The organism is Cohaesibacter sp. CAU 1516 (assembly GCF_005771485.1).
GTDB lineage: Bacteria > Pseudomonadota > Alphaproteobacteria > Rhizobiales > Cohaesibacteraceae > Cohaesibacter > Cohaesibacter intestini.
In genome coordinates this window covers 420,975-436,902 of record NZ_VANT01000001.1, presented here as the reverse complement: position 1 = coordinate 436,902, position 15,928 = coordinate 420,975, and the positions used below count along the sequence as shown (strand labels likewise).

The 15,928-nt window shown below is 56.6% G+C and carries 12 protein-coding genes; all 12 read right to left on the bottom strand.

Annotation, left to right across the window (positions count from 1 at the left end; genetic code table 11):
* Position 1: 1 nt before the first annotated feature.
* Positions 2-1,681 carry a DNA repair protein RecN gene (recN, locus tag FDK21_RS01970; RefSeq protein WP_138147318.1) on the bottom strand — a complete coding sequence of 560 codons (1,680 nt, stop codon included), beginning with the start codon at positions 1,679-1,681 and terminating at the stop codon, positions 2-4.
* Between the two features lie 180 nt (positions 1,682-1,861).
* Positions 1,862-2,680: an outer membrane protein assembly factor BamD gene (locus FDK21_RS01965; RefSeq protein ID WP_138147317.1), complete on the bottom strand. Its 819-nt coding sequence runs from the start codon at positions 2,678-2,680 to the stop codon at positions 1,862-1,864.
* Between the two features lie 363 nt (positions 2,681-3,043).
* Positions 3,044-4,009 carry a UDP-3-O-acyl-N-acetylglucosamine deacetylase gene (gene lpxC, locus FDK21_RS01960; RefSeq protein ID WP_138147316.1) on the bottom strand — a complete coding sequence of 322 codons (966 nt, stop codon included), beginning with the start codon at positions 4,007-4,009 and terminating at the stop codon, positions 3,044-3,046.
* 288 nt (positions 4,010-4,297) lie between these two features.
* Positions 4,298-6,139, bottom strand: coding sequence for a cell division protein FtsZ (gene ftsZ, locus FDK21_RS01955; RefSeq protein ID WP_138147315.1), 1,842 nt, complete (start codon positions 6,137-6,139; stop codon positions 4,298-4,300).
* Positions 6,140-6,343: 204 nt separating this feature from the next.
* Positions 6,344-7,639, bottom strand: coding sequence for a cell division protein FtsA (ftsA, locus tag FDK21_RS01950; protein ID WP_171021967.1), 1,296 nt, complete (start codon positions 7,637-7,639; stop codon positions 6,344-6,346).
* 26 nt (positions 7,640-7,665) lie between these two features.
* Positions 7,666-8,598 carry an FtsQ-type POTRA domain-containing protein gene (locus FDK21_RS01945; RefSeq protein WP_114009441.1) on the bottom strand — a complete coding sequence of 311 codons (933 nt, stop codon included), beginning with the start codon at positions 8,596-8,598 and terminating at the stop codon, positions 7,666-7,668.
* The gene (locus tag FDK21_RS01940; RefSeq protein WP_114009442.1) at positions 8,586-9,509 is read right to left on the bottom strand and encodes a D-alanine--D-alanine ligase; all 924 of its coding nucleotides are present in this window, start codon (positions 9,507-9,509) and stop codon (positions 8,586-8,588) included. The genes FDK21_RS01945 and FDK21_RS01940 overlap by 13 nt, the downstream gene beginning before the upstream one ends.
* Before the next feature lie 284 nt (positions 9,510-9,793).
* Entirely contained in the window at positions 9,794-10,747 is a 954-nt protein-coding gene (gene murB, locus FDK21_RS01935) for a UDP-N-acetylmuramate dehydrogenase (RefSeq protein WP_245418416.1), read from the bottom strand.
* Positions 10,748-10,751: 4 nt separating this feature from the next.
* On the bottom strand, positions 10,752-12,161 hold the full coding sequence (murC, locus tag FDK21_RS01930) for a UDP-N-acetylmuramate--L-alanine ligase (RefSeq protein WP_114009444.1): 1,410 nt from the start codon (positions 12,159-12,161) through the stop codon (positions 10,752-10,754).
* Positions 12,158-13,264, bottom strand: a complete 1,107-nt coding sequence (gene murG, locus FDK21_RS01925) for an undecaprenyldiphospho-muramoylpentapeptide beta-N-acetylglucosaminyltransferase (protein WP_138147314.1) — start codon at positions 13,262-13,264, stop codon at positions 12,158-12,160. The genes murC and murG overlap by 4 nt, the downstream gene beginning before the upstream one ends.
* A 59-nt stretch (positions 13,265-13,323) precedes the next feature.
* Complete coding sequence (gene ftsW, locus FDK21_RS01920; protein WP_198662890.1) at positions 13,324-14,463, bottom strand: putative lipid II flippase FtsW; 1,140 nt, start codon at positions 14,461-14,463, stop codon at positions 13,324-13,326.
* Positions 14,463-15,890, bottom strand: coding sequence for a UDP-N-acetylmuramoyl-L-alanine--D-glutamate ligase (gene murD, locus FDK21_RS01915; protein ID WP_138147313.1), 1,428 nt, complete (start codon positions 15,888-15,890; stop codon positions 14,463-14,465). Before murD ends, ftsW begins: the two co-directional genes overlap by 1 nt.
* Positions 15,891-15,928: the final 38 nt, after the last annotated feature.

Here is a 15,928-nt window from a genome sequence, read left to right as displayed (position 1 = left end):
CTCAGGCCTCCGTCTTTTCACCAGCCATCAGCCGCCGCGCTGCCGCACGGGCTTCGTCGGAAATGACTTCGCCAGCCAACATCCGGGCAATTTCCTCTTCGCGATGATCGCCGTCAATCACGGTGACACCCGTTGCAACGCGTTTCTCACCCCTCACCGGGGTCTTGGCAATCCGCATATGGGCATGAGCCTGAGAAGCCACCTGCGGCGCATGGGTGACCGAGAGCACCTGCACATTGCTTGCCAGCCGCGCCAGACGCCGACCAATGGCGGCAGCCACCGCCCCTCCAACACCGGTATCGATTTCGTCGAATACGAGTGTCGGAGCAGAGCCCTTGTCTGCCATTGCCACCTTCAGTGCCAACAGGAAGCGCGACAGCTCACCGCCCGATGCCACCTTCATCATCGGGCCGGGCTTGGTGCCGGGGTTGGTCTGAACCCAGAACTCGATCTGGTCGATGCCTTCCTCGGCGCGGTTCTCTGGGTCAGTGCTTTGTTCAACAAGAAACTGCGCAGCCTCAAGCTTCAGGGACGGCAACTCCTTCATGACATCCTTGATCAACCGTTTGGCGGTCCGCTCGCGTTTCTTGCTCAACTCGGCTGCCGCCTTGTCATAGGCATCCTTGGTCGCAATGGCCTCTGCCCGCAAGGCAACCAGACGCTCCTCACCATGATCGAGCGTATCGAGCTCGGCCCGCATCGAGTCAAGCAGACCCGACAACGCGTCGGCTGGCAGCTTGTGCTTGCGCGACAGAGCACGCAGAGCAAACAAGCGCTCTTCGATCTGTTCCAGTTCATGGGGGTCAAAATCGGTCGCCCGCAAAGCGGTTTCCAGACAGCCACGGGCATCTTCCAGCCCATTAAGGGCAACATTCAAATGCCCCAATGTCTCGTCCAGCAGCCCCGGCATTTGCTCGGTCTTGCGTTCCAGACGCCGCATCATGCCCGCCAGTGTCGGGATAGGAGACGCATTGCCATCAAGCATATCAAACGCTTCGTTGAGGTCGCCGGCAATCTTCTCCGACTGCATCATGGTGGTGCGTCTGGTGGCCAGTTCCTCTTCCTCACCGTCCATCAAGCCAAAAGCTGTCAGCTCCTCTACTGAGGCGTTGAGATAGTCCGCTTCCTTGCGGGCTTCTTCGATGGAAAGCTCCAGCGCCTTGAGATCCTTCTCGGCCTTGCGCCAACCGTGAAACAGCTTCGCAACCTTCTCCACGTGGGGTGTCAGCGCATCAAAGGCATCAAGCAGACCACGATGGACGGAAACATCGACCAACGCTCGGTCATCATGCTGCCCGTGGATTTCAACCAGCCCCTCGCCCACTTGCCGCAGCGTACCAGCACTGACAGGCTGGTCATTGACAAAGGCACGGGTGCGGCCATCGGCATTCTGGACCCTGCGCAGCACAAGATCACCTTCGCTGTCGATGCCCTGTTCTTCAAGAAAGGCAAAAACCGGATGATCGGGAACAAGGTCAAACATCGCCACGACCTGCCCCTGCTTTTCACCGGCCCGAACAAGACCGCCATCCCCGCGCCCGCCCATGGCCAGCGACAGCGAATCCAGCAAGATCGACTTGCCCGCTCCGGTCTCACCGGTGAGCACAGTCATACCCTCGCCGAATTCGAGATCCAAACGATCAATCAGAACAATGTTGCGAATAGAAAGAGAGGCGAGCATCAGTCCCCCATGGATCAGTCGGCCCGCATGGCCGAAAGCCTGATTCAGATTTGGAGGTCATGCTATGCCAAACAAGGTCGACAAGGCAATCAGGCAGAACGGGACCACACAGAACAAATCGTGATCATTTCCCCAGAAATCGCAAACCGGGGAAACGAGTTTCATCAAATCACACTGGTCTTAGCTGAAGACATTGCTAATCCAGGACCCCTTCTGGATCTGAGGCTGAAGACCGCCCTCATTCAGCATGTTATAACCACGCTTGTACCATGGGCTGTCGGGGAAATTGTGCCCAAGAACGGCAATCGCAGTTTGGGCTTCGTGGGCAATGCCCATCGCCAGATAGGATTCAGCCAGTCGCATCAGGGCTTCTTCGATGTGACGGGTATTCTGGAAATCGGACACCACCACCTTGAAGCGGTTGATGGCGGCGATATATTCGCGCCGTTCCTGATAGTAACGACCGATCTGCATTTCCTTGCCCGCCAACTGGTCGAGCGTGATGCGGACTTTCCGGCGCGCATCATCGGAATATTCCGAATCCGGATAGCGCTGCACCAGTTCGTTCATCGCACCCATGGCGCGTTCGGCGGCTTCCTGATCGCGTGTGACGTCCGGGATCTGACGATAATAGCTTTCACCAATCAGATAATACGCATAAGGCACATCCTCATCGCCGGGATACAGCGCGATGAAGCGTTTGGCAGCCGTAACGGTTTCGGTATAGTTGCCGTTCCGAAAATTCTGGTAAGCGGTCAGCAGCATCGATTTGCGCGCAAAGCTCGAATAAGGATGCTGGCGATCGATTTCCTCAAACTTCTTCTTGGCTTCCTTGCTATCGCCGGTCTCCATTGCACGAAGACCTTCGGCATAAAGCTTCTCCGCAGGCACTTCTTCGAAGGCAAGTTCGGATGGATCTTTGCTTGCGCAGGCAGCCACGCCCAGTGTCAGCAGCAGAGCAAACCCGATACGGCTCTGTTTTGCAGAAAGAAAACCCATCTGTACTGTTACCCTTCCATCAGACGGCGAGCGGTGCCCCACTCAGTCCTGTCTCTTCTGACCGGATGCTCCCGGCTTGCTTGCACGCAATGAATTCATGCGCGGAAAATGTCATACCTTGCCCGTCACCCAAAAGCGAGAGGCTTTTTGCCTAGTGGCTCATTCTGTCTTTACAAGAAAGCAACCAAATTTGCCAACAGTCTCGTGACAAATAGGGACAAAATGTGTCCGTCACTACGTGAAAAGCACCAGTCTCAACAGTCTTGCACCTTCTATCTGTATCAGGACCGCAAGAGGGATGCCAAATATGCGAAAGGGCGACCGAAGCCGCCCCGAATAAACTCACACTGTCTCTTTTGACTTTCAGTTGGTCTCAGGACCCATCGCTGCCTGAATGGAGGAGTTGGCATGGGACACATCCACCCGCGCCGCATTGCGCTTGGTGATGGAGGCTTCCACCCACTCCCAGTTGCTGTCATCAGCGAACAGGGCTTCGAGCATATTGAAATTCAGCTTATGACCACCTTTGTAAGACCGGAAATGGGCCAACAGCTGCGCGCCAGCCAGCGCCAGATCGCCAACAGCATCCAGCGTTTTGTGACGCACAAACTCGTCTTCATAACGCAGACCGTCCGGATTGACGATTTTCTGATCGTCACCAATGACGACGGAATTTTCTAAAGACGACCCGAGCGCATAACCCGCAGCCCAAAGACGCTCGACATCCGACATGAAGCCGAAGGTGCGCGCAAGACTGACGTCGCGCTTGAAGACTGAAGGGGTCATTTCTTCATTGAAGGTCTGAACGCCGATGGTCTCACAATCGAAATCGATGGTGACATCAAAGCGTGTGCCATCATGAGGAAGCAGCTCACCGACGGAATCGCCATTCTGCACACGCACTGGCTTGAGCACACGAATGTAACGACGCGGTGCCGACAAGTCCTTGAGACCAACCTGGTCAATGGCATCGATATAGGCACGAGAGCTGCCGTCCATGACCGGCACTTCGTCCGCATCCACTTCCACCAACACATTGTCGACCCCATAACCGACCAAAGCCGCCATCAAATGTTCGATGGTGGCGATCATGCCTTTTTCCGGGTGACCGATGATGGTGCAGAGGCGGGTGTCAATAACCGACTGATAGGTGCCTTTGATTTCCAGCTCAGTGCCTTTTTCACGGTTCGTCCGTAGGAAGGTGATGCCTGTGTTGGCATCGGCTGGATGGAGGATCATCTCCACAGGCTTGCCGCTATGCACACCAACTCCGGAGACAACAACGCGTTCACGCAGAGTGGTTTGCTTGGCATTCAGCAGGTTGGCCATAATTCTGCCCCTAATCTTTTCATGCTGACTGACGTCTTCCCGGGGAAGTCTACGCGTCTCTGGCGGACAGCGTTAACAATACGTCAACAAGTTGAATTTAGGCCACAATAGCTTGTCGGCATCCCCTTTTCCAAATCACGCTTTCTTACCCAATGTTACGCGTTTCCGCAAAAGGAAGCTTGAACAGTAAATGGGAAAATTATAACTTTAATTCAAATAGTTAAAGCCGGATCTCACAGAGATCCGGCTTTTTACGTGGCGTTTAGAACTTGGCTTTGTAACAGACTGTTACCGGACCTGACGACGCAGGAAGGCGGGAATTTCAACCTGGTCTTCTTCACTGATTCCCTGTGGCTGCATGGGCGCTGCCGGGATTGCCCGACCCTGAGCATCCAGCTGGCCCTGCTGTGGCTGATACATGCCATGCTGAGCAGGACGCTGCGGGCGTGGAGCGAACTCGTTCAGCGGAGAATCCTGCGCTGCCATCTGCGGCTGAGCCGACATCGGCGCTTGCGGTGCAGCAGGCGCATTCATCGTCGGCATAACAGGCAAATCCTGCTGCACTGGTTGATAGGCAGGCTGCTGTTGAACCGGTGCCGATGGCTGAGCCATGTCCGGCTCATCGTCACGGCGGCCCAGACCAACCGCGGCCAAGCGCTTCAACAAGCTCATCGGACGGCTGTCATCATCATGATGGTTTAGATTTTCACCATTGCGCAGAGCTTCCAGCTCACGCTGGATGATCGGAGGCAACTCGTCAACATTCGGCATCTGACGATGCAGATTTTCAGGCACTTCAGCGGTTGGCGGAATGAAAGGCTGCTCGGCAACCACCGGGCGCTCTTCCACGGCCACACGTGGCGCTTCATATTCCTCTTCAACAACCGGCTCACTTGCTGCCTGTGGCGTGAAAGGAGCAATGGAGACTGCAGGATCCTGAACCGAAGGCTGTGCAAAGGTTGCCTGTGGCAATTCCATTTGACGCTCAACCGTTTCAACAGCTTCCGCGACAGCGGCTGCGGCTTCTTCCTCGAAGGCGACAGGTTCGGCAGGCTGGGATACGGCCTGTTCTGCTTCGGCCTCACCGGTAGGCGCGGCAACAGTGCGCAGACGCTCGGACAGCTCACGCATCCGCTGATCGGCAGGAACAACCTGCTCATACAGCACCTGATCAATTCCCGTGGCAACCACAGAAACGCGGATCATGCCATCCATATTCTCATCGAATGTCGCGCCAAGAATGATGTTGGCATCTTCGTCGACTTCCTCACGAATACGGGTCGCAGCTTCGTCGACTTCAAAAAGGGTAAGGTCCTGACCACCGGTAATGGAAATCAGCAAGCCTTGCGCACCCTTCATCGAGATATCATCCAGCAGCGGGTTGGCAATCGCCGCTTCGGCAGCAGCCAGAGCACGGTTTTCACCAGAGGCTTCACCCGTCCCCATCATCGCCTTGCCCATGGCGCGCATGACCGAACGCACGTCAGCAAAGTCCAGATTGATCAGACCTTCCTTGACCATAAGGTCGGTGATGCAGGCAACACCGGAATAGAGCACTTCGTCGGCCATCGAGAAGGCATCCGCAAAGGTGGTCTTCTCATTGGCAATGCGGAACAAATTCTGGTTCGGAATGACGATCAGCGTGTCGACATTTTTCTGCAGATCTTCGATACCGGTTTCCGCAAGGCGCATGCGGCGCTGGCCTTCAAAGTGGAATGGCTTGGTCACAACACCGACGGTCAGGATCCCCTGATCGCGCGCGGTGCGGGCAATCACAGGCGCGGCGCCCGTGCCCGTGCCACCGCCCATACCGGCGGTGATAAAGACCATATGCGATCCATTGAGATGATCGTTGATCTCATCGATAACTTCCTCGGCAGCCGCACGGCCAACCTCGGGCTGCGACCCGGCACCGAGGCCTTCGGTCACTGCGATGCCCATCTGGATAATGCGTTCAGCCTTTGACAGGGTCAAGGCCTGAGCATCCGTATTGGCAACAACAAAATCCACGCCGTCAAGACCGGTTTCGATCATGTTGTTGACTGCGTTTCCACCAGCACCGCCGACACCGAACACCGTAATTCTCGGCTTCAATTCGGTAATGTCGGGCATCTTCAAATTGATGGTCATAGTACCCTCATCTCACTGCATGGATCGAATTGTTACCGATCTCAATTCGCATTAATCCAAGCCGCAATTGAACGCGCGGCTCCGTTTCCAATTGTCTTTTTTCCGATTGGGACAAAGCTGCGAATCACTTCCCAACAATATAACCCAACCCTTTGATTCTGATCAACGATTCACGCATGTTTCACGAAATCAATCCAATCAGGATCAGAAACTCTCTCTCAGCCACTGCCCCATACGGGACAAATAGCCATCGGTGCCTGTCAAGCGTGGCTTGACCTGAACCCGTTCAAACTGCTCAATCTGGGCCACCTGCGGATAAATCAGCAAGCCCACCGCGGTGGCAAAGGCTGGGCCCTTGCCAAATTCCGGCAAGCCCGCCACCCCGAGCGGTCGACCTATGCGCACATTGCGCCCCAGGATCCGCCGGGCCGTTTCTGCCATCCCCGTCAACTGGCTCGCACCACCAGTGAGCACCACTCGTTTGCCGACATGGCCAGCAAAACCCGAGGCCTCGATGCGATCACGCACCAGCTCGAAAATCTCCTCAACCCGCGGCCGGATAATCCGGGTCAGCGCGGCCTGAGGCACCTGATTGAGCAAATCCCGATCATCATCCCCCACAGGCGGAATGGCGATCAGCTCCTGATCATCAGACAGGGACAGTAGCGCACTGCCATGCAGGGTCTTGATCCGTTCAGCATCCGCCAGACGGGTCGATAGCCCACGAGCCAAATCCATCGTCACATGATGCCCGCCAATGGTGATGGCGTCGGAATGGACAAACTGGCCGTCGACAAAGATCGACACAGAAGTTGTCCCGCCGCCAAGATCAACGCAGGCAACACCAAGTTCGGCTTCGTCATCGACAAGACATGCCAACCCGGAGGCATAAGGAGTGGCCACCATCATCTCGGCTTCGAGGTGACAGCGATTGATGCACAATTCCAGATTCTTCAGTGGCGCGGTCTGGGCGGTAACCACATGCATATCGACAGCCAGATCATCGCCGATCATACCGCGCGGATCCTGAATGCCCTTGCCGCCATCCAGCGAATAGCCGATCGGCATCGAATGAACGACGGTGCGATCCATTGTCAGCAGATGCCCGGCCCCGGCCTGAAGCACCCGACGAATGTCCAGCTCATCCACCTCATGCCCATTCAGGGACACTGAAGCGCTGAGCGTATCACTCTTGATCCGACCGCAGGACACATTGACGATCAGCGACTGGACCATGATGTCAGCCTGCCGTTCGGCAGCGTCCACAGCCAGACGAATGGAATTCTCGGCCTGATCCAGATCCACCACCACGCCGGACTTGATGCCACGCGCCTGATGCAATCCGAAGCCAAGCACCTCGATTGTGTGGGTACGGTGACGCAAGGCCTCGCCGGCCGGGCGCGGCACTAGGCGCGCAATCATGCAGCAGACCTTCGTCGAGCCGATATCCAGAATGGTAATGACCGAGGACCGCTTGCTGGTGAGATAGCGACCACGCATGTCTTTCTTGCCCCAAGGTGTTCCGATCATGTTTCCACCTCTTTGGGCAAATTGGCCCCAAGACCACGCAGGGTCGTGCGGCGGCGTTCGGCGGCATCCTTGCTCATCCGGACAAACATCCGGTCTGACAGTCGCATATCCACCAGCGTGATATCCTTGCGTGACAATGAGCCATCTTCGTCAAACACCAAAAGCTTCTCGAGCGCATCCTCGACATCGACTTCTGGCAATTTGGCCTGAACGCCATTCTTGAAATAGAGATCCCAGCGTCGTTCCGACACATAGACCACGGCCCGTGTCTTGCGGGCCAGAGACGGATATTGTGCCAGCACCTCGAAAATCTGTGCCGCCTTGCGCTGTGCCCCATGGCCAACAACCAGAGGCAGATCGGCAAATTCCGGATCAATGCGATTGGACAGAACCGAGCCGTCATAAGAAATCAACGAGACATATTGCCCACGTTGCCACAAGGCGAACGGCTTCTGCTCCTGAACCACCACCTGAATCTTGTTCGGATAGAGCTTCTGAACCGAGGCTTCAGCAATCCAACTGATGGCTTCAAGGTTCTTGCGCCCCTGATAGGCGTTGAATGTCAGCAGCGACGTATCGGCATTGATCCCCAGAGCAGTCAGAATCTCCGCTTCGCTCACTTCCTTCTGGCCGGTGATCAGCACGGCCTCGACCTTGAGACCAAAAACGGCGGAAGCCCGTTCCAAAGCAGACTGATTTCCACCACTGATGGTCGCGCCATACAGCGCCGTGACAGCCAGAAAGCCGATCGACAGTCCCCAGCCAATGCCCTTGGGCAACCAGGTTTCTGCCATTGGAATGATGCGACGATAAAATGGCAGACGGCGCTGTTCATAAGCGAACGCGCGCGGAACCATCGAGTCCAACTGCATCTTGGATGCAGACCCGCGGTCCTTTCTCTTCTTCCATTTTTCGATCAACGCCCGCACGAAGCGTCCTCCACCATCCAGGTTACCAATTGTTCAAAATCGAAGCCGGCCTCTGCTGCCAATTCAGGAACAAGAGAAGTCGGTGTCATGCCGGGCTGGGTATTCACTTCCAGACAGATCAACTCACCATCCTCGCCAACGCTCTCGTCATAACGAAAATCGGCGCGGGAGATGCCTCGACAACCAAGCGCTTTATGCGCGGTTATGGTTAACGATTGTATATATTCGTAAACATTCGGTTTAAGAATTGCCGGTAAAATGTGAGAAGACCCGCCGGGCGCATATTTTGCGTCAAAATCGTAGAAGCTATTGTTGTTGGAAACGATGTCGATAACGTCAAGCGCCTTGTCGCCCATCGCAGCACAGGTCAATTCGCGACCGGCGATATAGCGCTCGACCATCACGATGTCACCATAGGGCCACTGATCGGAATAAAGCTCTTGCGGTGGATGTTCCTGCCCCTGCTTGACGATCAGCACGCCAAAACTTGAACCTTCGCATACCGGCTTGATGACATAAGGGGTCGGCAAAGCATGCGCTTTGGCCGCTTCCAGCCGGTGCATCACCTTGGACTCAGCCACCGGAATACCCGCTGCACGCATGATATCCTTGGCTTTTTCCTTGTTCATCGCCACAGAGGACCCCATCACCCCGGAATGAGTATAGGGAATATCAAGCACCTCCAGCACGCCCTGAATGCAGCCATCCTCGCCGAATGGACCATGCAGGGCATTGAAGGCAACGTCTGGTTTGAGGTCGGCAAGAAGTTGTGCAATGTCCCGCTGAACATCGACCCGCGTCACCTTGAAACCGGCACTTTCGAGTGCGTCGGCGCAGGCAGCTCCGGAACTCAAAGACACAGGACGCTCGGAAGACCATCCCCCCATCAGCACTGCAACATGCTTGACCATTTCACTTCACCTTTCATGTCAGACCGCAAGTGCGCGGCACTTTTCCCGTCTGACAGCAACTTTTCATGCAAGCAGGACCGGAACATGGCGAGAATCGCAGGTCATGCAAATTGCACGGCTTCCTCCCATTTATGGTTAAAAATACCTAACAAAGTATGAGCGACCGTCACCGCCGATGATCGAGTGCACATAAAGCAGACAGCAAAAACGCAAAAAGCCGCCCCGAAATACGGGGCGGCCCATCCGAAAAGACAGTCTAAAAATATGTTGATGGCGTGCCTCGTCTATTCTGCAAGGAAAGGTTTCACCTCACCCCCCTCAACAAAGCGGCCAATGCGTTTGATTTCCCAATGCAGTTCAATGCCGGTCATCTCACGGACCTTGCCGCGCACCATTTCTCCCAGACGCTCAATGTCTTCTGCGGTGGCTGCGCCCGTATTGATCAGGAAGTTGGTGTGCTTGGGCGAGACTTGCGCCCCACCAAGCTCAAAGCCCCGAAAGCCCGCGTCATCGACCAGCTTCCAGGCGCTCATGCCATCGGGATTCTTAAAGGTCGACCCGCCGGTCCGTTCCTTGGTTGGCTGATTGTCTTCGCGATAGGCCGAAACCTCATCCATCTCGGCCTTCAGCGCAGTCGGATCCCCCGCCTCGCCCTGATAGGTAGCTTGGGTGAAAATAAAGTCAGCAGGTGCAGCACAGGAACGATAGGCATGACCCAGATCAGCCGGGGTCAGCACATGTATAGTGCCGTTGCGATCCACCGCCCGGGCCGAGATCAGCCGGTCCTTGGTCTCCGATCCGTGCGCCCCGGCATTCATCCGCAAAGCACCACCAATCGCACCGGGTATCCCCTTGTAAAAGGCAAAGCCGGCAATGCCAGCCTTGGCCATCTGGGTTGCAAAGCGCATGTCCGGCATAGCGGCCCCGACACTGACCGTGTGATCACTGTTGATCACCACATCACTGAACGCTTTGCCAGACAGGCGGATCACCACCCCTTCGACACCGCCATCACGGACCAGCATGTTTGAGCCAAGACCGATCACCGTCACCGGCATCTCTTCTGGCAGGTTTTTCAGGAACAGCGCAAGATCGGCTTCATCCGCCGGATTGAAAAAGAGCTGAGCCGGTCCGCCAACACGGAACCATGTATAAGGCGCAATATCGAAATTGCTCTTGAGACGCCCGCGCAGTTTCGTTGTCCAGTCACCAAGACCGGGCAGAAGATCTTCAAACACGCGCTCACTCCCCGGCCAATGCTTTGAGCTGCCCCGGCAGGGCATTCGCCCATGCGGTGATGTTGCCAGCCCCGAGGCAGACCACATAATCTCCCGGCTCGGCCATATCACGGATGCGTTCTGCCAGAACCTCCGGCGCGCCCATCAAGGAGGCATGGCGATGACCGTGGCTCTTCAACCCAGTCACCAAAGCCTCGGCACTTGCGCCCTCAATCGGCTGTTCACCGGCTTCATAGACATCAGCCACCAACACACGATCAGCAACATTCAAACAGGTGCAGAAATCCTCGAAATGGTCGCGCAAGCGGCTATAGCGGTGCGGTTGCATCACGGCGATCACCTTGCCCTGACTGGCCTGCCGTGCGGCCTGCATCACCGCCGAAATCTCGACCGGGTGATGGGCATAATCGTCAATCACTTCGATGCCATTCCAGCTGCCGGTGCGGGTGAAGCGCCGCTTGACACCCCCAAAGCTCGACAGGCCTCGACGGATCGCCTCACCCGAAATACCCAATTGATGGGCAACCGCAATCGCGGCGGTGGCGTTTGCCACATTATGCTCGCCGGGCATCGGCAGGCTAAGGCCAGTAATTTCTTCGCTCGTTCCGGTCTGTCGATTGCTGATGACAATCGAGAAACGGCTGACGCCGCCTTCCGAGCGCAAATCCTTGTAACGCACATCGGCCTGCGGATTGGTGCCGTAAGTGACGATCCGGCGATCCTCAATCTGGCCGACCAGAGCCTGCACTTCCGGATGATCAAGGCACATGGCCGCAAAGCCATAGAAAGGGACATTTTCGACAAAGGCGGTAAAGGCAGCCTTCACCGCGGCAAAGTCGCCATAATGATCCAGATGCTCCGCGTCGATGTTGGTCACCACCGCGATATCGGCGGGCAGTTTGACGAAAGTGCCATCGGATTCGTCGGCCTCGACGACCATCCAGTCGCCCTCGCCCATCCGCGCATTGGTGCCATAGGCATTGATGATCCCGCCATTGATCACGGTCGGGTCCATCCCGCCCGCATCCAGCAATGCCGAGACCAGCGAGGTGGTCGTCGTTTTGCCGTGGGTGCCACCAATCGCGATGGCTGATTTGAAGCGCATCAATTCGGCCAGCATTTCGGCCCGTCGGACCACAGGCAACAACCGTGCGCGCGCCTCGACCAACTCGGGATTGTCCGCCTTGATCGCCGAGGAGACGACCACGACTTCCGCATTGGCGATATTCTCCGCAGCATGGCCGATGGCCACCTGAATGCCCTTGTTCCGCAACCGCAACACATTGGCGCTCTCGGCAATGTCACTGCCCTGCACGGTATAGCCCAGCTTCACCAGCACCTCGGCAATGCCTGACATCCCGATCCCGCCAATCCCGACAAAATGCACCGGGCCGATATTTTGAGGCATTTTCATTTGGCAACTCCTGTTGTCTCGGCCACGCTCGCGACAAGATCAGCCAGTCGGTCGGCAGCATCCAGCTTGCCTTCCTTGCGCGCAGCCTCGGCTGCTGCGTTCAGCTTGTCGGGATGGGCAAAAAGCTCTTCCAGCAAATCAGAAATATCATTGGGGCGAAGGCCGCGCTGTTCCATCATCCAGGCACCGCCCACCTTGACGAGCACGGAGGCATTGGCTTTCTGGTCCTGATCAAGCGCACCGGGCAACGGCACAAGGATTGACGGGCGGCCAATCGCCGCCAACTCGCCAACCGATGACGCCCCTGAGCGGCAAATGACCAGATGGGCCTTGGCGATTTTTTGCGGCATGTCGGCAAAGAAAGGCGCAAGCTCGGCATCAAGTCCCAGCTCGCGATAGCCAACCTTGACCTTCAACAGATCCTCAGGCCGACATTGCTGCACCAGCTTGATCCGGGCGCGCATATCCTGCGGCAAACGGCCCAAGGCACCGGGCATATATTCAGAGAAAAACCGCGCCCCTTGCGAGCCGCCAAACACCACCAACCGGATTTCGCTATCAGCGCTCAGCGGCGCATAGGGCAATTTGGCAGCTTCCTCGACCATCGGCCGCACCGGATTGCCGGTCAGCGTTGTCTTGGCCTCCAGCCCTTCGGCCCCCTTGAGGATCGGGAAGCTCGCAGCAATTGCTTTGGCGCCCTTGGCCAGCATCCGGTTGGCGCGGCCCATCACGCCATTCTGCTCATGCAGGCAGCTTGGCACCCCGAGGCTTTTCGCCGCCAACATTGGCGGCACGGTCGGATAGCCTCCAAAGCCAACGACCACATCAGGCTTCAACTGCTTGATCACCTTGCGAGCGGCCACAAACCCCTTGATCAGCTTGAACACGGCCTTGGCCAAGACAATCGGATTTTTCACTGACGGGGTCGCTGACGGGATGATCAGAATGCTTTCGGCTGGGAAATCATGCCCATATTGGGTCGCCCGGCCATCGGTTGCCAAATGCACGTTCCAACCCCGCGCAATCAGTGCATGCGCAAGCGCCTGGGCTGGAAACAAGTGCCCGCCCGTGCCACCGGCGGTCAACAAAGCGACTTTTGCCATCAATTCTACCCCATCGGGTTTCTGTTACTGCGCGGATCGTTGCCAGGTCTGCGCGTCCGTCACTTTTGTGACTGATAAAACTGCGACTGCTCCAGTCCCACTTCAGGCCGCCGCCTTGTCAGGGCCAGCAAGAAGCCCATGGCAATCGCGACCGAGAGCAGCGATGAGCCACCATAGGAAATGAATGGCAGCGTCATACCCTTGGCAGGCAGCAACTGCAAGTTCACCGCGATGTTAATCACCGCTTGCAGACCAAACAACAGCGCCAGACCGGAAATGGCCAGCCTTTTGAACAAATCCTGCGTTTTCAGCGCCATCGACAGCGATCGCAACACCACGAAAAGATAGGCGCTGACCAGCAACAGGCAAACAATGATGCCAAACTCTTCAGCCAGCACAGCGAAAATAAAGTCCGTATGACTGTCGGGCAGGATCCTTTTGACCATGCCTTCGCCGGGTCCGGTGCCAAGCCAGCCACCGCGCACGATGGAATCCATCGCCGTATCCACCTGAAAGGTGTCGCCGGTTTCCGGATCCAGAAAACGATTGATACGACCGGTGACGTGAGGCACGAAAAAATAGGCCATGGTCAGTCCGCCGACCCCAAGCCCGGCCAATAGGAAAATCCAGAAAAGCGGCATCCCCGCCATGAAGAACAAGCCGCCCCAGACCGAGGCCAACAGCACGGTCTGGCCGATATCGGGCTGGGCCACCAGCAACACCACAGACACCATGAACAGCACAATCGAGAACAGATTGCCCGGAATTTCGGGCCGCCGGTCATTCTCGGCAAACAGCCATGCCGCAAGCACCACAAACGACGGTTTCAAAAACTCCGAGGGCTGCAGCGAAAAGCCCAGAATGGTGATCCAGCGCTGAGACCCCTTGGCGGAAAAGCCGATAAACAGGGTCATCACCATGCCCACCAACGATGCGATCAGCAAAGCCAAGGCAACACGTCGGATGGTGCGCGGATCAAGGAATGTCATGCCGATCATCAGGGTCAGGGCAATGGGAATAAAGAAGGCATGTCGCTTGACGAAGTGAAAACTGTCGAGCCCCAGACGCTCTGCCACGGGCGGACTCGCCGCCATCGACAGGATGAGACCGGAAAACAGGATCAGGATCAACACCAGCAGCATGGGTCGATCAATCGTCCACCACCATTCGGTCAGAAGATTTTTCCGCGTCCGCCGCATTATGCCTGTCCACCTCTGGCATGGTCGGGATCGACCGGCACGCTGCCGGTTTCGAGATAGGTCACCACCGCCTGACGGAACTGATCCCCCCGGACCATGAAGTTCGGGAATTGATCAAAGCTGGCACAGGCCGGAGACAGCAAAATGGCCACCTCGCCCGCACCATCATGGTCCGTTTTGGCCACAACAATGGCCTTTTCCAACGCGATATCCATATGCTCACACCGGCTGAAGGCGACATTGTGGCGCGCCAAGGTCTCGGCAAAGAGATCCGTTGCTTCGCCGATCAGATAGGCATGATCGACCCGCGGGAAATAATCAATCAGACTTTCGATGCCGCCATCCTTGGCCTTGCCTCCAAGGATCCAGTGGATATGCTTGAAGGCGGCCAGAGCGCGGGCTGCCGCATCCGCATTGGTGGCTTTGGAATCATTGATGAAGACCAATTTGCCTTCAACGCCGACTTCTTCCATGCGATGCGCCAATCCACCAAAGGAAATCAGAGCGCGGGAGAGCGAGGCCGGTGTGATGTCAAACTGCCGCGCAATGGCAACGGCGGCTGCCGCATTCTGGGCATTGTGGGTGCCGCGCAAGGCGCGCGCCTGATCAAGATTGAACAGGAAGTCCCCTTCCATGCTCTGCAAAATGCCATCGGGCGCGGCCATCATGGCGCGTTCATTGCCAAAACCGGAAATGGTCACCACGGCCTTGCCTTTCAGCCGCAAATTGGAAGCCACATTGGCGGTCAGTCGATCATCGATACCAACCACAGGCAACGCCGAACTCGTGATCATCCGCGCCTTGATCCGGGCATAGTTGAGCAAATCCCCGTGGCGGTCGAGATGGTCAGCAGAAATATTGAGCAGCAAGCCAATGGAGGGATCAATCGTCGGGGCAAGATCAATTTGATAAGAAGAGACCTCAATCACATAGACCCGATCCGGCGAAAGCGGCTCCAGCGCGAGAATGGGCGTGCCAATATTGCCCCCCATTTGCACATCAAGGCCTGCATCCTTGAGCAAATGACTGATCAAAGCGGTGGTCGTCGATTTGCCATTGGTGCCGGTGATAGCAATGAAAGGGCAATCAATGCCCAAGGCCCGGCGCTGACGACAGAACAGCTCCACGTCACCAATCACCTCAACGCCAGCCTGCTGAGCCAGCTTGACGCTCCAATGGGGTTCGGGGTGGGTCAGGGGTACACCGGGGGCCAACACCAGTGCGGCAAAGCCGGTCCAGTCCGCCTCGCGCAGGTCCTTGACGCTCACACCCTCAATCGCAGACGCCTTGGCACAACTTGCCGCATTGTCATCATAGGCAATCACCTGCGCACCGCCCGCCACCAATGCCTCAAGGGTCGCCAGACCACTGCCTCCAAGCCCGAATACCGCAATCGTTTCATCCTTGAAAATGGTAACCGGGATCATGACACTGTTGCCTTGCTGAAAGCTGAAAGGATGGGAAA